Genomic DNA, 21,506 nt, shown 5'->3' with positions numbered 1-21,506 from the left:
CGGGTCACCACAAGGCGTTCAGGCACGTGATCAGGGTGCGGGCCTGAACGTTGATCAGGCCGCCGAAGGCCTGGAAGGCCATCAGCTGGCCGAAGGTCATCCAGGTGAACTCGTCACCGGGCGGCGCGGGCAGGTCATCGCCGGCTTCCACCACGAGGTACCGCGTTTGCGCCTGATAGAAGCGACCGCCCTCCTCGGACTGCACCACGTCGAACCGGACGCGCGCCGACGGGCCGCGTACGTAGTCCAGCAACGCGGGCCGGCTCTCCGGGGCCTTGTCCCGGTTGCCGGGGACGCACTGCACGGTCGGGCCGATCTCCACCCGGTCGAACAGCCCCGCCTCGGCCGACGCGCGGACCAGGATCCGCAGCACGCCGTCGACGTTGCGGGTGACGAACGCGGCCAGGCCAGGCGCCCGCGGCGCGAGCATGGGTTGCTGCCAGGCGGTGACTTCACGGGTGCTCGCCGATACCGAGACACCGATGACGCTGAAGTGCCTGCCGCCGTCGTCGGAGATCTCGTCGTCCGTGCGATGCCAGCCGGTGACCTCGTTGAGGCGGATCAGCGTGGCGTCCAGCCCACGGGTGAGTTTGGCGTCGTTGAGCCAGCCGATCAGCTCCGCCAGCGAGCGTGGCCCGTTGTCCTCGGGGGTGAGCGACGCCCCCAGGCTGGTGCGGAATCCGTTGCCGCCCCGCGGTGTGGCGAGATAGGGGATTGAGCCGAGAACCGAGCGGGCCGGCATGTTGATGACATGCGGTAGCCGAAGCAGGTCCCGGATCTGGCCGAGCGTGAGCCAGCAGAAGTCCTCGTGCGGCTCGACCTCGCCGTCGGCTTCGACGACCATGTTCCGGTTGCGCTTGCGGTAGAACCACGCGCCCTGCTCGGACTGCAGGACGTCCACCAGTGGCGTGCCACCGCCAGGGAACCGGAAGTGGTCGAGGTGCCGGGTGCGCGTACCGCCGTGCACCTGGGTGTAGTTGCTGAACGTGGCCTGCACGGTGGGGGACAACTGGACCAGGTTGATGTTGCCGGGCTCCATCTTGGCCTGCATGAGCAGGTGCAGTACGCCGTCGAACTCCTTGGCCAGGATGCCGAGGATGCCGACTTCCGGCTGGTTGATGACCGGCTGGGTCCAGCCTTGCCCGTCGGCGCGCACGGCTCGCAGGCCCTCGATGGTGAAGAACTTGCCGCTCTGGTGAGCGATGTCGCCGGTGTCCTGATCGACCTGCCATGTGGTGAGCGCGGAGAAAGGCACGCGTCGCACCACGTGCGTGGCGGCTCGCCGGCGTTCGGCGAACCAGGCATGGACTTGCTGTGTCGGGACAATGCCTTCGCTCGTCAGAGCCGAGCGGGTGAACCGGTCGATGTCCTCTGCGCGGACTGAAACCGGCTGCGGGGTCAGTGTCGTCATGCTGTCGCCTCAGTCGCTTTCTCCTGCAGCCGGGGACCTGGAGTGGTGAAGACGCCCAGATCGCCGACCGTGCCCGGGGTGAGTCCCGAGCCGCGTGCCGCGATGTACCCGTCCGGCCGGATCAGCAGCCAGTCACCGGTGCTCAGCCCCAGTTGCGCACGGATGGCACTGTCCTCGACCGGGCGGACGTCCAGCCAGTCGTCGCCCTCGGGGGCCTCGCCGCCGTCGTGCACCAGGACCCAGCCGGAGGTGCCCTCAAGCAGCGGCCCGGACAGCGTCGCCTGAGTGACACGTTGTCCCGGTTGTGGTCCGGGACACGGTCGTGCGGTGGGCAGGCTCAACGGGCCCGGCGCGTAGGCCAGGTTCAGCCCGGATACGCCGCCCAGTACTTTGCGCTGGATCTTCCGTCTGAGTGCGGGTACCGCACGCACTATCGTGAACACCACGGGAAGTGCGACACCGGCCGCCGCGTTGCGCAGCTGTACCAGCGAAGTCGCGGTCCTGGTGGACTTGAGCAGGTTGCGGCCGACCGGGATCCGCTCGTCCGCGTAGGTGTCGAGTACGGCGGGTGCCGAGCGGCCGTCGATCACCATGGCCAGCTTCCATGCGAGGTTCACCGCGTCCTGCAGGCCGGTGTTGAGCCCCTGGCCGGATGCCGGGCTGTGCACGTGTGCGGCGTCGCCCGCGACGAAACACCGCCCGGCCCGCAACCGGGTGACCATTCGTTGCTGGAAGGTGAAAACGGAGACCCAGGTCGGCTCGTGCACGCGGACGGCACGGCCGAGCCCGCGGGAGAGCTCACGACTGAACATGGCGGCCGGGTCCGGGTCCGGTCTGCTCACCACGGCTGTGTCGAGCAGCCGCCAGTGGCCGGGCGTGCTCATCGGGACCATCATCATCGTGCGGCCCCGGTTGCGGACCCAGTGGATGCTGTTGCGCGGCAGGTCCGCGTCGACCGGGGCGTCCGCGATCATCCATGTCTCGCTGGACGTTCCGACCAAGTCGAAGCCGAGCGCCTTGCGGACCGTGCTGTGCCCGCCGTCGCACCCGACCAGCCAAGGGACCGTCAGGTTCTCGGCAGCACCGCCCGCACGCCGCAGGACGACATGCGCCGCGGCGTCGTCGTGGCTGAGCGACTCCAGCCGGGTGTCCCATTCGACCTGGACTCCGTGCCGCGCGGCCGTGTCGCGCAGAACCTGCTCGGTACGCACCTGATCGATGCACAACGTGAACGGATGCCGGGTGGGCATCCGGCTGTAGTCCGCGTCCAACCGGGCCAGCCTGCGACCGTTGGCGTGCAGGGTGAACGCGTTGATGACCTGGCCGCGCGTCAGCATGTCCGGTAGGACGCCCAGTTGGTCGCACAGTTCCAGGGTCCGGGGATGCACGGCGATCGCCCTGCTGGTCGTGGCCGGCCCGGTGGCGGCGTCCACCAGCCGCACTCGGATCCCGCGCCGGGCGAGCAGGCAGGACATGGCGAGACCGACCGGGCCAGCACCCACGACGAGAACATCCATCACACAACCTCTCTGTTCGCCGTCAGGTGACGGCTTCCCGGGGGTGTGTCCCACTGGCAATCCCCTGGGCGATGGTGAAGATCTCCGAACGGGACTGATGGGGATCCGGGGTCAGGGCGAGCACCTGGCTACGCCCGGAGCGCACGGCCGGATGCCTGCGGGCCAGCGTGGTCAGGCTCCGGCCCGGGCCGGCCTCCAGCAGCAGGTAGTCGCCGGAGGCGAGGAGCGTCTCGAGCGCGGGCCAGAACCGGACCGTCGCGACCGGATGACTGGCCCAGTAACCGGGGTCGACAGCTTGGTCCGGGCGCAGCACTGCGGCCGTGTAGCAGGAGTAGATCGGCATCGCGGGGGCACGCATGGGGACGGTCGCGAACTGCCGGCGGTCCGCGGCGACGAATCCGGCCAGTGCCGGACTGTGGAACGGGGTGAGCGAGGCGACTGGCCGGCAGGTGATCCCGCGTGCTGTCAGTTCGGCGGCGACACTGTCCAGTTCGGGCCGTGGTCCGGCCAGGATGGTCTGCCGAGGCGCGTTGACCGCACCGACCACGACCTGGCCGCCGAGCAACGGGGCCAGGCTCTGCGCGCTCTGTGCCACGGCTATCATCCCGCCGGGAACCGCGTCGGCGAGGCCGCTCATCCGAGTCCACACGAGACGGCTCGCGTCGCCGATGGTGAACACCCCGGCCAGCACGGCGGCCGCCATCTCGCCGATGCTGTGTCCCAGCAACGCCGCCGGCTCCACACCCCAGCTGCGCACCAGCGTGCCGTACGCGTAGTCGATGGCGAAGAGCAACGGCTGTGATCTGATGACATGGTCGATCGGCAGCGAAGGGCTGTCGGACAACCAGTCCGCCCGCAGCTGGTCCCCGTCCGGGCCAAGAGCATCGAACACCTCGTCCATCGCCGTGGTGAAGACCTCCACCTCGCCGTAAAGATCGGTGCTCATGCCCGCGTATTGGGCGCCCTGGCCCGGCAGCAGCAACGCGACTGATCGCATGGTCGGCAGCCTTGGCCGTCCCGGTCGAACCGAACTGGAGTGCCGGTGGAAACCCGGTGCTCCAGCACGTGTCGACGCGGTCTCGAGCGTCCTTCCCAAAACTCTGGGCCTGACCGCGCACCGCAGAGAGGAGCGACATGCCCGAAGTGACCCAGGGCCGGCTGCTGGAGATGCTGACCGCGTTCAAGCAGACCTATCTGCTTCGGGCCGCGATCGAGCTACGGGTCTTCGACGCGCTGGCCGAGGAATCCGCCGATCCGGACACCGTGGCCGCGTTGCTGCGTACCGACCCGCGCGCGACCCGGGTGCTGCTGCGGGCGCTGACCGCGACCGGACTGCTGGAGATGACCGGCGAGCAGTTCGGGCTCGCGCCCGGCGTGGACACGCTGTTGGTCAGCGGGAGTGACCGGTACGCCGGGGGAGTGGCCAAGGTGGCGGCGAGCACCTGGGAGTGGGACTCGATGCGCGACCTCGCCGCCCGGATCCGGGGCGGTGGCATCGGGTTCGACGCGGCGAAGGCGAACTTCCCCTACTGGGCCGACTTCGCCACCCACCAGACATTCGCGACCGTGCCAGGTGCCCAGTTCCTGGCCGAGGTGCTGGACCCGGACCTCGGCGGTGGTGCGGGCCCGCGGGTGCTTGACGTCGGCTCCGGCCCGGGCACGTTCGGCTTCACGCTCGCCGGACACTGGCCCGGCGCGCAGGTGTGGGATGTGGACTGGCCGGATGTCCTGGCGGTCAGCGGCAAGCACGCGGCGCGCCTCGGCCTGGCCGACCGGGTGCACCAGGTGCCTGGCGACGCGTTCACCGTGGACCTCGGCGGACCGTACGACGTGGCCGTCCTCGCCAACGTGCTGCTGCAGTTCTCGCCGCAGCGATGTGCCGTGCTGCTGCGGCGGGTGGCCGCGGTGACCCGCCCGGGCGGTCGTGTGGCGATCGTCGGTTTCACCACGGGCGACGCCCCACCGGCTGTGGACTACCACGCGCACATGCTTGAACTGCTGATGCTGGCTTGGACGGCGGGCGGCGAGCTGCATTCCACCCAGGCGTACCAGAACATGCTGCGCGCAGCCGGGTTCATCGAACCCCGGGTGCACACCCGGGAAGGGCTGCCGTTGCGCGTGGTGCTGGCCACCCGTGCATGACCCAACGACCAGAGGAGGCGAAGAATCTACAATGGACACCGATGTCGTCGTGGTCGGCGGCGGTCCGGTCGGGCTGATGCTGGCATACGAGCTCGCTTTGCGTGACGTGCGGACCGTGGTGCTGGAACGTCGGCCGGAGCGCTCGCCGCATTCGCGCGCCTGGGGCCTGCACGCGCGCACGGCAGAGACGCTCGACCGGCGGGGGTTGCTGGAGCCGTTGCTCCGGCCCGGCGTGACGTGGCCGAAGATGCCGTTCGCCGGGATGTGGCCGCTGCTCGATCTGTCCGTATTGGACAGTGATCACCCGTATCTCGTCAACGTCCCGCAGACGGCCCTGGAAGGACTGCTCGAACAACGGGCTACGGACGCGGGGGCCGAGATCCGGCGGGGCGTCACCGCTACCGGCCTGACTCAGCACGCGGACAGCGTGGAGGTGGAAACCACTGCGGGAACCGTACGAGCCGCGTACGCCGTCGGATGCGACGGCGGCCGCAGCGCCGTCCGTGCCATGGCCGACATCGCCTTCCCCGGCACGGATGCGACGGTGGCCGCCATGCTGTGCGACTGCACCATCCCGGACGTGACCGCCGAACGCCGAGGCATCACACGCACCGCCGCTGGCACCGTCAACGTCAACATCCGCCCTGGCGGCAAGGCCAGGATCGTGGTCACCGAGTTCGGCCGCGCCCACACCGACCGGGAGGCCCCGGTCGAGGTCGAGGAGTTCACCGCCGCCGTGCGCCGGGTGCTCGGCCGGGACATCCCGTTCGTGGATCCCTTGTGGCTCAACCGGTTCGCCGACACGACCCGGCTGGCCGAACAGTATCTCAGCGGCCGGGTGGTGCTGGCGGGTGACGCCGCACACGTGCACTTCCCCTACGGCGGGCTCGGTCTCAACCTGGGTCTGCAGGACGCGGTCAACCTCGGCTGGAAACTCGCCGTCCAGGTGCGATCCGGTGGCCCCGCCTCGCTACTGGAGAGCTATCACGCCGAGCGTTATCCGCAGGCGGCCTGGGTTCTCGCCTACAGCCGCGCCCAGCTGGCGTTGTTCAAGCCGGACGACGACGTGAGTGCGCTGCGCGAGTTGTTCGCCGGTCTGCTCTCGCTCGATGAGCTGAACATCGAGCTGGCCAGGCTCGTCACCGGCGTCGCGACTCGATACGACTTCGGCGGTGACCATCCGTTGACCGGCACATTCGCCACGGACCGCACGGTCGGCACCGGCCTGGGTGATGTCCGGCTGGTGGAGGCGTTGCGGGACGGCTGGAGTGTCCTGATCGACCGCACCGGCGGTTCTGTTGCCGCGGCGGCGAAGCCGTGGGCGGACGTGGTGACGACGGTGATCGCGGCCGATCCCGGTGTTCCTGGCGACAGTATTCTCGTTCGTCCGGACGGGTACATCGCGTGGGCATCCGCGGACGGGACGGCGACCGGCCTGCCCCAGGCGCTGGCCATCTGGTTCGGTGAGCAGCCGGCTGTGGTGCAGGCGGCTGCCGGGGCGGTCCGATGACCCGGATCGTCCTTTTCGGCCATGGCTGGTGGGCGCAGAAGTACCTGGTGCCCGGTCTGCGGTCGGTGCCGGGCGCGGACCTGGTCGCATTGTGCGGCCGGGACACCGGCCGTGCCCAGGCGGCGGCCGCCAATCTCGGGGTCGGCCGGACGTTCACTGACATCCACGCGATGCTGGAGGCGACCGAGCCGGACGGCCTGCTGATCGTCTCGCCGCCCTCGTCCCATGTGGACGCCGTGCGTGCGGCCGGGGCACAGGGCGTCCCGGTGTTCTGCGAGAAACCGCTGGGCCGCAACGGCACTGAGACCGCCGAGATGGTGACGGCGTGTGCGAACGTGCCCACGATCGTGGGATTCACTCAGCGCTGGCATCCCGGGGTCCGGCTGGCCGCGAGGCTGACCGATGAGCTGGGACGACTCAGGCACCTGCGCTACACCAGCGCGAGCTGCATCGCCGCGAACGCCCAAGCCGCCTGGGACTGGCGGTCGGACTCCCAGCAGTACGCGTACGGCGTCCTCAGTGATCTCGGCCCGCACGCGGTGGACATCGCCGAATGGCTGGGTGGAGAGATCACTGACGTGACAGCCACCGCGCACACCGTCTTTCCGGACCGTCCGGATGGCAGGAACGGCAGGCGTGCGGTGGACAACTGGGACGACTGCGTGGTCTCCGCACGGACGGCGGACGACGTCGCGGTCAGCCTCGCGCTGACCAGAGTTCTGCCACCCAGCCCGTACCGCCGTTTCCAGCACCGCCTCGAACTGGTTGGGGACAGCGGCACGTTGACCTACGACTCCGACCGCCCGGCCGAGGTGGTGCTGACGACCGGCGGAGCCGCACCCCGCGTCGTGCGTGCCGACGGACCGGACCTGAACGGTACGACGCCAGGCTCGTTCCAGGAGTTCATGGCGGTCAGCGACCACGCGGCCGCGCGGGAGGCAGCGGACATCCTCGCGGTGTTCGGTGGCCAGAAGCCCACGGCCGCCCCGACTGTCGCCGACGGACACCGCGGCCAGGTCGTGCTGGACGCGGCGGCGGCGTCGGCCCGCACCCGGACCTGGACGCATCTGAAGAAAGCGAGCTCTCCATGACACCGCCTACGACGCAGCACACCCGCCGGGTCGCCGTGACCGGCATCGGCGTTGTGGCCCCCGGCGAGGTGGGTCGCAAGGCGTTCTGGGATCGCATCGTGGCCGGCCGGTCGGCCACCGGGCTGATCAGCTCGTTCGATCCGGCTCCGTTCCGGTCGAAGCTCGCCGCCGAGTGCGACTTCGATCCGGCCGTCTGCGGCCTCACCACGGAAGAGATCACCCACCTCGACCGCGCCGCGCAGTTCGCGTTGGTGGCGGCGGACGAGGCCTTCGCCGACAGCGGTCTCGAATCCGAACAGCTGATCGGCGAGCGGACCGGTGTCAGCCTCGGCACCGCGGTCGGCTGCACGATGAAACTTGAGTCGGAGTACGTCGCCCTGAGCGGTGGCGGCAGCACTTGGACGCTGGACAGTCCGCCGGACGGCTCATGGCTGCCCGACTACTTCGTGCCCAGTTCCATGGCCGCGCAACTGGCTTGGCGGTTCGGCGCGGAAGGGCCGGTCGGTGTGGTGTCCGCCGGGTGCACGTCCGGGCTGGACGCGGTCGGCCACGCCTGTGACCTCATCCGGGAGGGTCGCGCCGACGTGGTGATCGCCGGCGCGACCGACGCGCCGATCTCCCCGATCACCGTGGCCTGTTTCGACGCCATCAAGGCGACCTCGCCGCGCAACGACGACCCCGAGCACGCGTTGCGGCCGTTCGACCGCACCCGCAACGGGTTCGTCCTCGGCGAAGGCTGCGCTGTGCTCATCCTTGAGGAGTTGGGGGCCGCGCGCCGCAGGAACGCGCACGTCTACGCGGAGATCGCTGGATTTGGCGCACGCAGCAACGCCTACCACATGACCGGGCTGCGCACCGACGGCGCCGAGATGGCCGCCGCGATGTCGGCGGCGTTGCGGGAGGCCGGGCTGCGCCCGGAGGAGATCGGCTACGTCAACGCGCACGGAACGGCGACCAGGCAGAACGACGTGCACGAGACAGCGGCCATCAAACGCGCCCTCGGCGCGCATGCGCTGCGGGTGCCGGTCAGCTCGATCAAGTCCATGATCGGCCATTCCCTCGGCGCGGTCGGCAGCATCGAGATCGCAGCGACCGCACTGGCCATCGAGCACGGGATCATCCCGCCCACGGCCAACCTGCACGAGCCGGACCCGGACCTGGACCTGGACTATGTCCCGCTTGTGGCCCGCGAACAGCAGCTGGACGCGGCGCTGAGCATCGGCAGCGGCTTCGGCGGCTTCCAGAGCGCCGTCGTACTGACCAAGGCTGCCGCATGACACGCGCGGTTGTGACAGGCATAGGTGTGCTGGCGCCCACGGGGCTCGGCCTCGACTCGTACTGGGCGGCGACCTTGCGCGGCAGCAGCGCGCTGGCCCAGGTGACCCGGCTGGACCCGGGCAGGTATCCGGCGAAGATCGCGGGCGAGATCCCGTACTTCGACCCGGGCAGGCATCTGCCCGGCAGGCTCGTGCCGCAGATGGACCGGATGACCCAGCTCGCGCTCACCGCGGCTGACTGGGCGATGGCCGACGCGAAGATCGACGGGGAGTTCGACGAGCTGTCCGCCGGGGTGACCACGGCGGGCACGTTCGGCGGCTTCGAGTTCGGCCAGCGCGAACTGCAGAACCTGTGGCGGGCCGGCCCGAAGCACGTGAGCGTGTACATGTCGTTCGCGTGGTTCTACGCGGTGAACTCCGGTCAGATCTCCATCCGCCAGCGGCTGCGCGGCCCGACCGGCGTGTTCGTCGGCGAGCAGGCGGGCGGGCTTGAGGCCATCGCCCAGGCCAGGCGCAATATCGCCAAGGGCTGCACGATCATGCTGACCGGCGGGATGGAGAGTTCGCTGTGCCCGTACTCGTGGGTGGCGCACGAGGCAGGCGGCCGGGTCAGCCACAGCCACGACCCCAAGGCGGCGTACGTGCCGTTCACCGGCCGTGCCAACGGGTACGTGCCCGGCGAGGGAGGTGCGATCCTCGTTGTGGAGGAGGCGGACGCGGCCAGGGAACGCGGTGCCGGCGAGTACGGCGAGATCGCCGGCTACGCCTCGACGTTCGACCCGCCGGCGGGTAGCGCCCGGCCGCCCGGGTTGCGGCGGTGCGCCGCACTGGCCATGGCCGACGCGGGAATTGATCCGTCCGATGTGGACGTCGTGTTCGCCGACGGGATGGGCGTCGCCGAGTTGGACTCGATCGAGGCTCTAGCGATCACCGAGATCTTCGGACCGCACGGTGTACCGGTCGCCTTGCCGAAGACGGGTGTCGGACGGTTGTTCTCGGGGGGCGCTCCCCTGGACGTTGCGACCGCGCTGCTCGCTCTGCGCGACCGCTTGCTGCCGCCTGCGCCCAACATCAGCGCGGCATCCGTGTGCGCAGACCTGGATGTGGTCACCGAAACGCCCAGACCGTGCAACGGTCGCCACGCGCTGGTACTGGCCCGCGGCGCCGGCGGGTTCAACGCCGCCTTGGTCGTGCGGGCACCCGCGGCGGGCACTGACAGCGAAGGAGAACTGTGATGGCGAAGGTCAGGTTGGCGGACCTGATGAGGATCATGCGCGAGTGTGCGGGCGAGGACGAGGGGGTCGAGCTCACCGAGATGGTCGCGGAGACGCCGTTCACCGATCTCGGCTACGACTCGCTCGCCTTGATGGAGACCACGAACCGGCTGGAGCGGGACTACGACATCCGGCTGCCCGAGGAGGACCTCGCGGACATCACCACGCCCGCGCAGTTTGTCGCCTACGTCAACGGGCGCCTTGCCCAGGGCGTGTGACATGGCCGGTGACGAGCTGTACGTGGTGGCGTCCGCCACCTGGTTGCCGCAGCGGATGTCCATCGAGGACGCCATCGCCGCGGGAATGTGCGACCAGCGGACCGCGATGGCGACCGGTGTCTCGTCGGTCGCCATCGCCGGTTCCGAGCACGCACCGGAGATGGCGGCGCGGGCCGCCGAGTCCGCGATGCGGCGCGGTGGTGTCCAACCGGATGACGTCGATGTGCTGCTGCACGCGAGTTTCTACTATCAGGGACACGACCTTTGGGCGCCCGCGTCGTACGTCCAGCGGCGGGCCATGAGTACGGCGACCTGCCCGGCGATCAGCGTCGGGCAGGTGTCCAACGGCGGTATGGCCGCGCTGGAGCTCGCTCGTGCCTATCTGCTGGCCGACACCACGCGTTCGGCCGCGCTGATCACCACCGGGGACAAGTTCTGCCCGCCGGGATTCGACCGGTTCCGGAGTGATCCGGGAACGGTGTACGCCGACGGCGGGACGGCCGTGGTGCTCGGCCGGACCATGGGGTTCGCCCGGTTGTTGTCCCTCGCCTCGGTGTCCGCCCCGGACCTGGAGGGGATGCACCGGGGCGACGATCCCTTCGGCGCCGCCCCGTTCAGCCATCGGTCCACAGTGGACCTGGACGCCTGCAAGAACGCGTTCCTGGCGGGCTACACCGCGTCGATGGCCACCGCGCGAGTGCGCTCCAGCCTGCGGCAGGTGGTCAAGCAGGCGTTGGCCGCGGCCGAGGTCACCCAGGCCGACATCGACTGGTTCGTGGTGCCGCACCTGGGATCCCGCCGTCTGCGGACCGGCTATCTCGGGCCGCTCGGTATCGACGAGGAGCGCACCACCTGGGACTACAGCCGGGCAGTCGGGCACCTCGGCGCCGGTGACCCGTTCGCCGGTCTGGACCATCTGGTGGCGTCCGGCCGGGCCGGGCCGGGCGACCACCTGATGCTGCTCGGCGTCGGCGCCGGATTCACCTGGTCGGCGGCGATCATCCGGATCATCGATCGACCTACCTGGGCAAGGGGGAGCTGAACGTGTCCGAAACGAACATCGATGTGCTGGTCGTCGGCGCTGGTCCGGTCGGGCTCGCCACCGGTCTTTTCCTGGGCCGCCACGGTGTGCGGGCCCTGGTCGCGGAGCGGCATCCCGGCACCACGATCTACCCCCGTGCCACCGGCCTCGCCGTGCGCACCCGGGAGATCCTGCGTGAGGCCGGGCTGGCCGAGTCGGTGGCGGCGGCGGGCAGCGCGATGGCGAGTACCGGCGGGAAGCTGATCGTGGACACCCTCGCTGGGACCGACTTGGCCACTGCGAAGCGGATCTGGCCACGCCAGTCCGAGCAGGCCGTGACGGTCGAGCACAGCCCGACCGCGGACGTGTCGGGCATCTGCCCGCAGGACCGGCTGGAGCCGATCCTGCTGGACGCGGCGCGTGCAGCCGGCGCGCGGGTGCAGTTCGAGACCGAACTGGCCGGCTTTGACGGCGGGGTCGCCACATTGCGTTCGCCCGGCGGGGAACAGGTCGTGCACCCCCGTTACGTGGTGGCGGCCGACGGTGCGGCCAGTGGTCTGCGGGAGTCGCTCGGCATTGGGACGATCGGGCCTGGACCGCTGGGCGGCGCGGTGCTGAGCGTGCTTTTCGAGGCGGATCTGGCCAACCTGATCCGCGGGCACGAGTTCGTGGTCTGCGAGATCGGCACTCCGGCCGCACCAGGCCTGCTGCTCGCCATCAACAACAGCGACCGCTGGGTGTTCAACATCTCCTACGACCCGGATACCGCGAGCCCGGCGGACTATCCGGAGCAGCGGTGTGCCGAGCTGATCAGGACCGCGATCGGCCGGCCCGGCCTCGACGTGCGGGTGCTTGCCCGCAATCCTTGGGTCCCTTCGGCCTTCTCTGCCGAAGCAATGCGCAAGGACATGGTCTTCCTCGCCGGGGACGCCGCCCATGTCATGCCGCCGCTGGGTGCGTACGGCCTGAACACCGGCATCGCGGACGCGCACAACATCGCCTGGAAGCTCGCGGCCGTGATCAACGGCATGGCCGGTCCCGGTCTGCTGGACAGCTACGAGCAGGAGCGGCTGCCGGTCGCCCGGTTCACCGTCGAGCAGGCGATGCTGTGCCAGCGCAACCCCCGCTTGCACTGGGACCTCGCGGGATCCATGGCGGAACGCGAACAGCTCGGCATGGCCGACCCGCAGGTGGTCTCCGCCGGTTACCGGTACCGGTCGCGTGCCGTGGCCGAGTCGCACCGGGAGCTGGCGTCCCTGTCCGACTTCGCGGCCAATGTGGACGGTTCGCCGGGTGGGCGGGTGCCGCATGTGCGGCTTGCTCGCCGTGGTGAACGGCTCAGCACGCTTGACTTGTGCGGCAGGGATTTCGTGCTGCTGGGTGGTGCGTCGGCACACCGCTGGGCCGACGCGGCCGCCGAAGCGGGGCGCAGGCTCGGGATGCGGGTCCAGGCCTACCAGATCGGCCGGGGCTGTCCTCTGGTCGACCTGGACGGGAACTGGCGGCAGGCGGCAGGGATCAGCGCGGAGGGCGCTGTGCTCGTGCGTCCGGACGGGTTCGTGGCGTGGCGGTCCACCGGCCGGTCACCCATCCCCGAACAGACCCTCCACGACACCCTGCGCACCATCCTTGACCGCAGCTGAGAACCCCGACGCTGGGTGGCCTGCCGACGGATTCCGGCAGGCCACCCAGCGCTGTCAGGACTGGCGGTGGTCGCGGTTGATCGCGGAGACGATCGCGGAAAGAGTCGCCGCGGTCACGTCCTGCGCGATCCCGACTCCCCACAGGACACATTCGGCCACCGCGCACTCGACGTATGCCACGACCTGGCCTGCGTCGCGACCGTGTTGCTGCTGATCAAGAATGCGCACCCGGAAGCCGGCAGAACACAGTGCGCCAACGAAGGCCGCGACGGGATCGGCGGTGTCCCGGAACTCCTCGTCCGCCGGGATCCCAGGTGTGGCCGGTACCGCCAGGTACTCCGTCGAGAAGATGTCCCACAGCTGTGCCGGGGTCACCTCGCCGCCGCCGGTGTCGGTGTGGTCCTGGACCACCCGGGAGAACTCGATCTGCAGGCGGCGTGGCAGGTGCATGCCATGGCGGGAACGCATCAGGTAGGCGATGCCGCCCTTGCCGGACTGGGAGTTCACCCGGACAACGGCCTCATACGTGCGGCCGACGTCCTTCGGATCGATCGGCAGGTACGGCACCTGCCACTTGGTGGTGTCGTCGAGTGCCTCGATCGCCTTGAGTCCCTTGTTGATGGCGTCCTGATGCGACCCGCTGAACGACGTGTACACCAGGTCGCCGCCGTAGGGATGGCGAGGATGCACCGGAAGTTCGTTGCAGTGCTCGGTGATCCGGCGGATCTCGTCAATGCCGGAGAAGTCGACTTGCGGGTCGATGCCCTGGGAGAACAGGTTCAGCCCGAGAGTGACCAGACAGACGTTGCCGGTCCGCTCGCCGTTGCCGAACAGGCAGCCCTCGATCCGGTCCGCGCCGGCCAGATAGCCCAACTCGGCTGCCGCGACGGCGGTGCCCCGGTCGTTGTGCGGGTGCAGGGAGAGCACCAGCGACTCCCGGTGGTCGAGCCGTCGGGACATCCACTCGATCTGGTCGGCATAGATGTTCGGGGTGGACATCTCCACGGTGGCGGGCAGGTTCACGATCATCTCGCGCCCGGGACCCGGCTGCCATACACCGATCACCGCATTGCAGATCTCCGCGGCGAAGTCCAGTTCCGTGCCGGTGAACGACTCGGGCGAATACTGGAAGTGCACTTCGCCGCTGGCCCGCTCGGCCAGCCTGACGCACTGTTGGGCACCTGCCACCGCCAGCGCGGCGATCTGGCTGCGGCTCTGGGCGAAAACCACCCGCCGCTGCAGCGTCGATGTCGAGTTGTACAAGTGGACCGTTGCCCGCCGGGCCCCTTTGATGGCGTCGAACGTCCGCTCGATCTGTTCCGGCCGGGACTGGGTCAGCACCTGGATGACGACGTCGTCCGGGACCAGATCGCCCTCGATGATGCCACGGACGAAGTCGTAGTCGGTCTGTGACGCGGCCGGGAACCCGACCTCGATCTCCTTGTAGCCCATCTGAACGAGCAGATCGAACATCATCCACTTGCGCTGCCCGTCCATCGGGTCGATCAGCGCCTGGTTGCCGTCCCGCAGATCCACCGCGCACCAGCGGGGTGCCCGGTCGACCACCTTGGCCGGCCAGGTCCGGTCGGGCAGGTCAACCGGGGGAAACGCCTGGTACCGCTGGTATGGCATGCGGGACGGTTGCTGGAGTGGGAACGACACGGGAGCCTCCTTGTCCGGGACGCGGCTGTGGCCCTGCCACAGATCGTGTTGGGCACTGGTCCAGAGCTGCTTGAGCGGTCGTCGAGCGCGGGCTGTGACTGTCGGTGGGGCACCCACCCGACCCCACGCTCAGGGAGCGCACGTGGAGCTTCAGCTGTTCATCAACGCCGAGTACTCGAGCCAGACGCCGCTGCCGCCCAGGATCGACGAGCACATCCGGCAGGCGCGGCTGGCCGCCGACCATGGGCTGACCGGTGCGTCGGTCGGGCAGCACCTCTCCCTCGGCGACCTGCAATGGCCACCGCCGATCCAGTTCCTGTCCTATCTCACCGCCAAAGTGCCCGAGCTGAAGTTGTCTCTGACGGCTGTTCTCGTGCCGTTCTTCGACCCGGTCCTGCTTGCCGAGTCGGTCGCGTTCCTCGATGTGCTCACCGGCGGCAGGCTCACGGTCGGGGTCGCGCCCGGCTGGGTCGAGGCGGAGTTCATGGCGCTGGGCAGGAACAAGGCGGACCGGCTGGTCGCGTTCGAGCATGGCCTGCGCACTCTCGACGCACTGCTGCGCGGTGACGAGATCGAGGTGGGCGGACGGCCGGTACGTCTCGGGTTGAGGCCCGTGCAACGCCCCCGCCCGCCGATCCTGCTGGGCGCCAGCAGCCCGCGCACCGCCCGCACCTTCGCCCCGCTCGCCGACAGCATGGTGCTCAGCGCACATGTGCCGCTGGACCGGCAGGTCCGTATCCAGCAGGCGTTCCTGCAAGGCAAAGGGCTGACCGGCGACCAGATCCCGACGATGCCGATCCTGCGCAACGTGTTCGTGGCCGAGACCCGGGCGAAGGCCATCGAGCTGGCCATGCCCTACCTGGCCAAGAGCTATGCGCATTTCCGCGACTGGGGACTCTTCACTCAGGTGCTGCGCGAGAAGGGCGAGGTGGACAGGTTCCAGGAGCTGCTGCTCAGCCGGGTCATCGTCGGCGACCCGGAAGACGTGGCGCAGGGCCTGAAACTGCACGCGGACGCCTTGCGGACGGATACTTTCCTGCTCCGCATGCAATGGCGCGGCATGCCGTCCGAGCACGTCGAGAACGCGATCAAGCTGATCGGTGACCGGGTCATCCCGCTGCTGTGAGACGGGAGATGAGCATGGTGCCCCTTGACGGGATTGTGGTGGTGGCGCTGGAGCAGGCGGTGGCCGCGCCGTTCGCCACCCGTCAGCTCGCGGACCTCGGCGCGCGGGTGATCAAGGTCGAACGGGTCGGCGGCGGCGACTTCGCCCGTGGCTACGACCAGGCCATCCGCGGCGGCCTCGGCAGCCATTTCGCGTGGCTCAACCGGTCGAAGGAGTCGGTGGCGCTCGACCTCAAGCAGCAGGAAGGCCGGGACATCCTGGCGAAGCTGGTGTCCAACGCCGACGTCTTCGTGCAGAACCTGGCGCCCGGCGCCGCGGCGCGTCTGGGTTTCGGCCAGGCGCGGCTGCGGGCCAGTGCCCCGAAACTGATCACGGTGGACATTTCCGGGTACGGCGAGCTCGGTCCCTACCGCGGGAAACGGGCTTTCGACATGCTGGTGCAGGCGGAAGCCGGGATCATCTCGGTGACCGGGACCCCGCAGACCCAGGTCAAGGTGGGGACGCCCATCTGCGACATCGCCGCCGGGATGTACGCGTTCTCGGGCGTGCTGTCCGCGTTGGTCCGGCGGGCACGGACCGGCGAGGGGGCGTCCCTGGACGTCACGATGTTCGACGCGGCCGCCGAGTGGATGGCGCACGTCATGTACACCACGCTGTACGCCGGTGCGCCGCCCGAGCGTTCGGCGTTGAGCCATCCCGTGGTCGTGCCCTATGGCGCGTTTCCCACCCGTGACGGTGGTGACGTGATCATCGGTGTGCAGACCGATCCCGGCTGGGCGCTGCTGGCGACCAAGGTGCTCGACCGGCCCGAGCTCGCCACCCACCCGCGGTTCGCGACGAACCAGGTGCGGGTCGCCAACCGCGCGGACGTCGACGCCGCGGTCGTCGCGGCGACATCGCGGCTCGATCGCGCCGATCTCGTCCGCAGGCTCGACGAGGTGGGGATACCGAACGCGACGGTCAACGACGGGCACGGCCTGGCCGCCCACCCGCAACTGCGCGACCGGGACCGATGGCGCGAGGTCGGGTCGCCGGTCGGTCCGGTCAGGACGATCCTGCCGCCGATCGGCTTCGCGGACGTGGCGGCCCGGATGGACCCGATTCCGGCGCTCGGCGAACACACCGGCGCCGTGCTGGCCGAACTCGGCTATGACCCGGCCGTGATCACCCGGCTGCGGGCCACCGGGGTCGTCGAGTGACCACAGTGGACTTCGCTCGGTATGTCCGTCCGGGTGACACGGTGCTCTGGGGCCAGGCGTGCGCCGAGCCACGGACCTTGACCGAGCAGCTGATGGCCCAGCGTGCCCGGATCGGTGGCTTCCGGTGTTTTCTTGGCGTGCCGACGTCGGACACGGTACGCCCGGAACACGCCGATCATGTGCGGTTCGTGTCGTACACCGGTAGTGGCGCGAACCGGTCGCTGGATCGGGCGGGCGTGCTGGATGTGTTGCCCTGCCATTATTCGGCGTTTCCGCGGCTGATCACTTCGGGTGTGCTGCCGGTCGACGTGGTGTTGCTGTCGCTGCCCGCGCCGGACTCGGTCGGCCGGCACAGCCTGGGACTGGCCGAGGAGTATCTGCCCGCGGCCATCGACACGGCCAGGACAGTGATCGCCGAGGTAAGCGAAGCGGTGCCGTGGACCCATGGCAGCCGGACCCTGACCGCGGCGGACCTGGATGTCGTGATCCACACTTCCCGGTCGCCCACCTGTCCGAACCGTGACGAGCCGGATCTGCTCCAGCGGCGGATCGCCAAGACGGTGGCTGGCCTGGTCGAGGACGGCTCGACCCTGCAGGTGGGGATCGGCGCGCTGCCCGAGGCCGTTCTGGCGGAGCTGTCCGGCCACCGCCACCTTGGTGTCCACTCCGGACTGATCAACGACAGGGTCGCTGATCTGATGGCCGCGGGCGTAGTCACCAATGCCCGCAAGACTCTTGACCGCGGCCGCGCGGTGGCGGGCGCCTTGATCGGCTCCGACCGCCTGTTCACCTTCGCCCACCGCAATCCCGCGATCCGTCTTGCCGACACCCGGTACACCCACGCCCACGCCACCCTCGCGGCCCAGCAACGATTCGTGGCCATCAACACCGCGATCGAAGTGGACCTGACGGGTCAGACGAACACGGAGGTCGCTCGAGGCCGCTACGTTGGCGCTGTCGGTGGAGCAGCCGACTTCCTGCGCGGTGCCGCCGCATCCCCCGGCGGCCTGCCCATAGTCGCCCTGCCTGCGGCCCGCATCGTGGCCACTCTGAGCGGCCCGGTCAGCACCGCCCGCGCGGATGCCGGTGTGATCGTCACCGAGTTCGGCGTGGCAGATCTGCGCGGACGCTCTTTGCGTGAGCGCTACGAGCGCCTGCTCGCCATCGTGCACCCCGATCGGCAAGCCGCCCTCGAAACATCCCTGATGGGATAGCGGATGGTTGGCCCTCGAAGACGCAGCGGTTGGTGAAGACCACCAGGTCGACGCGCGTCGGTGCAGGAGCGGCCCGTGGGCGAGATCGCGATGATGTTCGCCGCGACCGAGAACTATGTGCGGAACGGCTGCGTCGCGGTACTCAGGACGACAAGCGGCTCCCGGCGTCCGACGGTGCTGCAGCGTTGACTGGTTCATCCGATCGGTTGGCAACCGTTCGCATCGAGACACGTTTACCCAGTTCAGCGAGCAGCCCATGTCGGTTCGGCCTGGGTCGAACCGTTCCGGCGATAGCGTCACGGGCATGACGATCCAACGATCAGCCGCCGAGTCCACATCAGCTGGGCCACCTGGTCGGGACCCGATGGCCAGACCGATTCTGACCCTGCTCGCCATCTGCCTCGGGTTGTTTCTCGGCCAGGTCGACACCACCGCCATCAACCTCGCGCTGCCCGCGATGGGGCGGGCGCTTGGCGGCGGGCTGGACGCCCAGCAGGGGATCATCATCGCCTACAGCGTCACCTACGCCGCGCTGCTGATGAGCGGCGGCACGCTCGGTGACCGGTTCGGCCGACGCCTGCTGTTCCGCATCGGCATCGCCGTGTTCATCATCGGCTCGATCGTGTGTGCGCTGGCCGGCACCATCCCGGTCCTCTTCGCCGGCCGTGTGGTGCAGGGCGTCGGATCGGCCCTGATGGTGCCGCAGAGCCTCGCCATCCTGGCCACCGCGTTTCCCGGGAAGCGCGAGCGCAACCGCGCCATGGCCGCGTGGTCGGTGGTTGCCGGGCTCGGCGTGGCCGCCGGACCGACCATCGGTGGCCTGGTCGTCCAGGAGATCAACTGGAACTTCATCTTCTGGGTCAACGTGCCGATCGGCATCTTGTCGCTGATATTGGCGTTCACCAACGTGCCTGAGTCGCGCAACCCGAACGCCCGCCGATTGGACGTCCGCGGCCAGGTGCTGTGCACGGTTGCCCTGGGCCTGCTGACGTTCGTGGTGGTGGACGGTCGGAATCTGGGCTGGACATCGCCAACGGTCATCGGGTGTGTGGTGGTCTGCCTGCTCTCCGCCGGGCTGTTCTTCTACGTCGAGAACCGGCATCCCAGCCCGATGGTGCCGCTGAATCTGGTGCGCCGTGGCCAGTTGCCGGTGGCCTCGGTGGTCGCCGGGTGCATGACGTTCGGGATGTACGGCCTGTTCATGCTGGTGAGCCTCGCGTTCCAGCAGGAGCGTGGTACCACGCCGTTGGTCGCCGGCCTTGAGATGCTACCGATGCCGTTGGTGTTCATGGCCCTTTCGCCGGTCGTGGGGCGGCTCACCACCCGCTACGGGCCCAGGTTGCCGATGATCACCGGGATGTTCGCGATGGGCGTCGGCGTGCTGTTCTGGGCAGTGGTCGGCGGCGACGGGAACATCTGGCTGATCGAGATTTCCTTCGTGATCGTCGGCATCGGGCTCGCCGGCAACACCGGGCCGGTAGTCGGCGTCGCCGTGTCCGCCGTGAGCTCCGAGTTGGCCGGGCTGGCGTCCGGGATCGTCAACCTGGTGCGGATGTTCGGCTCCTCGCTGGGTGTCGCGGTCATGGGCACCACGCTGGCGGTCATCAGCGCGGGCGCGATACATGGACCCGCGTTCCTCAGCGGCCTGCGGGGCGCGCTGCTGGTGAGCTGCGCGGTGGAATTCCTCGGCTGTCTGATCGCACTACTGAAGGTGCGCAACCCCAGCCGTGCCGGGAAGAACCAGGAGGTGCACAACAAATGATCACCTGTTGCATTCAGTATACGCTCGACCCGTTCCGCATTGACGACTTCGAGAAGTACGCGACCACGTGGCCGCCGATCGTCGAGCGTTGCGGCGGCCAGCTCGTCGGGTACTACCTGCCCAAGGACGGCGCCAACAACTACGCCCAGGCGCTCATCAATTTCGATTCGCTCGCCGACTACGAGCGCTACCGGGAGCGGCTGGCCGCCGACCCGGACGCGAAGGCGAACTTCGCGCATGCCCGTGACACCCGTTGCATTCTCGTGGAAAGTCGGTCGTTCCTGCGACCAGTGTAACCGATCTGCGCTCGACCCATTCACGCATCAAAGCCTGAGGAGTCGACAATGCCGCCCGCGGCACCAGTATCCCCATTAGTCCTCAGCAAGCTGGGGCGCCCGATTCGGGTCGCTTTCTTCCTGAACAGCGACATCACCAGCCATATCACCGTCAATCGGCTGTTACCGATTCTGCTCCGCTCCGGAGCCACCGTCCATGTCTTCCTGACCCATTCGCGGCCCCATCGCAACCACCCGCGACGACTATGGCAGTTGTACTTCGTCGAGCACGTGTTGTTGCAGGAGCACGTGTATCCGTATGTGGACAACTTCGGCACACCGGCACCGGACTACTTCAACACCCCGGCCGGCTGGCGGGCACTGGTGCCCCCCGGGTCCACTGTCCGGGACGTGAAGGATGTCAACGACCCCGAGTTCGTCGCGGGACTGGCCGATGAGAACCTGGACATCTCCGTGTCGGTCCGCTGCTACCAGAAGTTCCGCCAGCCCATCATCGACACGCTCAGCCGGCCGGGTTCCCTGTTCGTGAACGCGCATCCCGGCCTGCTGCCGTTCTACCGGGGCGTCACCACGTTCGCGCGGTCGATGATCGATGGCGCGCCGCGCGCCGGCTTCACGATGCATCATGTCGACGCGGAGCTCGACACCGGCGATGTGGTCGGACAGGCCAGCTTCCCGTTGAGCTATTCGCGTTCGTTCCTGGAGAACATGATGGCGCACGCCACCGACTCGGCCAGCCTCATGCTGGACCTCATGCACCGGGTCTCGGCCGGACAACCCGTGCCGGCCCGGCCGCAGGACAAGGAGAACGCGGGCTATTTCAGCTATCTGACCGACGCCGATCTGGATCGGTTGGCCAGCAAAGGCGTCGACCTGTTCCGGGCGTCGGCGGTGATCGACGTGCTCGCGGACGCGTTCTTCGGCACCCTCGCCGATATCGGCGGCCTGCGGGACACGCTGATCGAGGCGGTCCGCGAGGCGGGCATTCCGGCCGAGGATTCGCGTGACCGGCGCCTGATGCTCAGCTCGGCGAGCACGTAACGGTCAGGGTTGGCAATGTCCACTATGCGCACGGGGACCGAGGCGGTTCTCGGCGATGTCGAGATCGCCGAGATCGGGACCCTCCTGGCCGATCGGACCCGG

Annotated in this window: 18 protein-coding genes; 14 read left to right on the top strand and 4 right to left on the bottom strand. The window is 69.0% G+C overall.

Annotated elements, in window-relative coordinates:
• Window positions 1-4 precede the first annotated feature (4 nt).
• From EV192_RS09560 to EV192_RS09550, 3 genes are read right to left on the bottom strand one after another with little or no spacing between them, the layout of a single operon-like run.
• Window positions 5-1,411, bottom strand: coding sequence for an NDP-hexose 2,3-dehydratase family protein (locus EV192_RS09560; RefSeq protein ID WP_132113518.1), 1,407 nt, complete (start codon window positions 1,409-1,411; stop codon window positions 5-7).
• Complete coding sequence (locus EV192_RS09555; RefSeq protein ID WP_132113516.1) at window positions 1,408-2,928, bottom strand: FAD-dependent monooxygenase; 1,521 nt, start codon at window positions 2,926-2,928, stop codon at window positions 1,408-1,410. Before EV192_RS09555 ends, EV192_RS09560 begins: the two co-directional genes overlap by 4 nt.
• A 22-nt stretch (window positions 2,929-2,950) precedes the next feature.
• The gene (locus tag EV192_RS09550) at window positions 2,951-3,925 is read right to left on the bottom strand and encodes an acyltransferase domain-containing protein (RefSeq protein WP_132113514.1); all 975 of its coding nucleotides are present in this window, start codon (window positions 3,923-3,925) and stop codon (window positions 2,951-2,953) included.
• Window positions 3,926-4,062: 137 nt separating this feature from the next.
• Here EV192_RS09550 and EV192_RS09545 point away from each other — a divergent pair, with 137 nt between their 5' ends.
• From EV192_RS09545 to EV192_RS09510, 8 genes are read left to right on the top strand one after another with little or no spacing between them, the layout of a single operon-like run.
• On the top strand, window positions 4,063-5,070 hold the full coding sequence (locus EV192_RS09545; protein ID WP_132113512.1) for a class I SAM-dependent methyltransferase: 1,008 nt from the start codon (window positions 4,063-4,065) through the stop codon (window positions 5,068-5,070).
• Window positions 5,071-5,101: 31 nt separating this feature from the next.
• Complete coding sequence (locus tag EV192_RS09540) at window positions 5,102-6,580, top strand: FAD-dependent oxidoreductase (protein WP_132113510.1); 1,479 nt, start codon at window positions 5,102-5,104, stop codon at window positions 6,578-6,580.
• A complete protein-coding gene (locus EV192_RS09535) occupies window positions 6,577-7,671 on the top strand; it encodes a Gfo/Idh/MocA family protein (protein ID WP_132113508.1) in 1,095 nt (364 codons plus the stop codon). The genes EV192_RS09540 and EV192_RS09535 overlap by 4 nt, the downstream gene beginning before the upstream one ends.
• The gene (locus tag EV192_RS09530) at window positions 7,668-8,948 is read left to right on the top strand and encodes a beta-ketoacyl-[acyl-carrier-protein] synthase family protein (RefSeq protein ID WP_132113506.1); all 1,281 of its coding nucleotides are present in this window, start codon (window positions 7,668-7,670) and stop codon (window positions 8,946-8,948) included. Before EV192_RS09535 ends, EV192_RS09530 begins: the two co-directional genes overlap by 4 nt.
• A complete protein-coding gene (locus EV192_RS09525; RefSeq protein ID WP_132113504.1) occupies window positions 8,945-10,183 on the top strand; it encodes a ketosynthase chain-length factor in 1,239 nt (412 codons plus the stop codon). The genes EV192_RS09530 and EV192_RS09525 overlap by 4 nt, the downstream gene beginning before the upstream one ends.
• Window positions 10,183-10,440, top strand: coding sequence for an acyl carrier protein (locus tag EV192_RS09520; RefSeq protein WP_132113502.1), 258 nt, complete (start codon window positions 10,183-10,185; stop codon window positions 10,438-10,440). Before EV192_RS09525 ends, EV192_RS09520 begins: the two co-directional genes overlap by 1 nt.
• A gap of 1 nt (window position 10,441) precedes the next feature.
• Window positions 10,442-11,482, top strand: coding sequence for a ketoacyl-ACP synthase III family protein (locus EV192_RS09515; protein WP_132113500.1), 1,041 nt, complete (start codon window positions 10,442-10,444; stop codon window positions 11,480-11,482).
• Between the two features lie 2 nt (window positions 11,483-11,484).
• Entirely contained in the window at window positions 11,485-13,104 is a 1,620-nt protein-coding gene (locus EV192_RS09510) for an FAD-dependent monooxygenase (RefSeq protein WP_165960313.1), read from the top strand.
• A 54-nt stretch (window positions 13,105-13,158) separates the two neighbouring features.
• Here EV192_RS09510 and leuA read toward each other — a convergent pair whose 3' ends face one another.
• Window positions 13,159-14,736 (bottom strand): 2-isopropylmalate synthase, encoded by a 1,578-nt coding sequence (gene leuA / locus EV192_RS09505; RefSeq protein WP_132115227.1) that lies wholly within the window; start codon window positions 14,734-14,736, stop codon window positions 13,159-13,161.
• Window positions 14,737-14,908: 172 nt separating this feature from the next.
• Between leuA and EV192_RS09500 the strand changes: the two genes are divergently transcribed.
• The 6 genes from EV192_RS09500 (at window position 14,909) to EV192_RS09475 (ending at window position 21,404) form a co-directional block, all read left to right on the top strand.
• On the top strand, window positions 14,909-15,892 hold the full coding sequence (locus tag EV192_RS09500; RefSeq protein ID WP_165960312.1) for an LLM class flavin-dependent oxidoreductase: 984 nt from the start codon (window positions 14,909-14,911) through the stop codon (window positions 15,890-15,892).
• 8 nt (window positions 15,893-15,900) lie between these two features.
• Entirely contained in the window at window positions 15,901-17,091 is a 1,191-nt protein-coding gene (locus tag EV192_RS09495; RefSeq protein ID WP_207925955.1) for a CaiB/BaiF CoA transferase family protein, read from the top strand.
• Window positions 17,088-18,305 carry an acetyl-CoA hydrolase/transferase family protein gene (locus EV192_RS09490; protein WP_243726747.1) on the top strand — a complete coding sequence of 406 codons (1,218 nt, stop codon included), beginning with the start codon at window positions 17,088-17,090 and terminating at the stop codon, window positions 18,303-18,305. The genes EV192_RS09495 and EV192_RS09490 overlap by 4 nt, the downstream gene beginning before the upstream one ends.
• Before the next feature lie 304 nt (window positions 18,306-18,609).
• Window positions 18,610-20,067, top strand: a complete 1,458-nt coding sequence (locus EV192_RS09485) for an MFS transporter (protein ID WP_132113494.1) — start codon at window positions 18,610-18,612, stop codon at window positions 20,065-20,067.
• The gene (locus EV192_RS09480) at window positions 20,064-20,363 is read left to right on the top strand and encodes an NIPSNAP family protein (protein WP_132113492.1); all 300 of its coding nucleotides are present in this window, start codon (window positions 20,064-20,066) and stop codon (window positions 20,361-20,363) included. Before EV192_RS09485 ends, EV192_RS09480 begins: the two co-directional genes overlap by 4 nt.
• 252 nt (window positions 20,364-20,615) lie before the next feature.
• Window positions 20,616-21,404 (top strand): formyltransferase family protein, encoded by a 789-nt coding sequence (locus EV192_RS09475; RefSeq protein ID WP_165960311.1) that lies wholly within the window; start codon window positions 20,616-20,618, stop codon window positions 21,402-21,404.
• Window positions 21,405-21,506 lie beyond the last annotated feature (102 nt).

It is taken from the genome of Actinocrispum wychmicini (assembly GCF_004345645.1).
GTDB classification, from domain to species: Bacteria; Actinomycetota; Actinomycetes; order Mycobacteriales; family Pseudonocardiaceae; genus Kibdelosporangium; species Kibdelosporangium wychmicini.
This window is presented reverse-complemented; position numbering and strand designations above follow the sequence as displayed.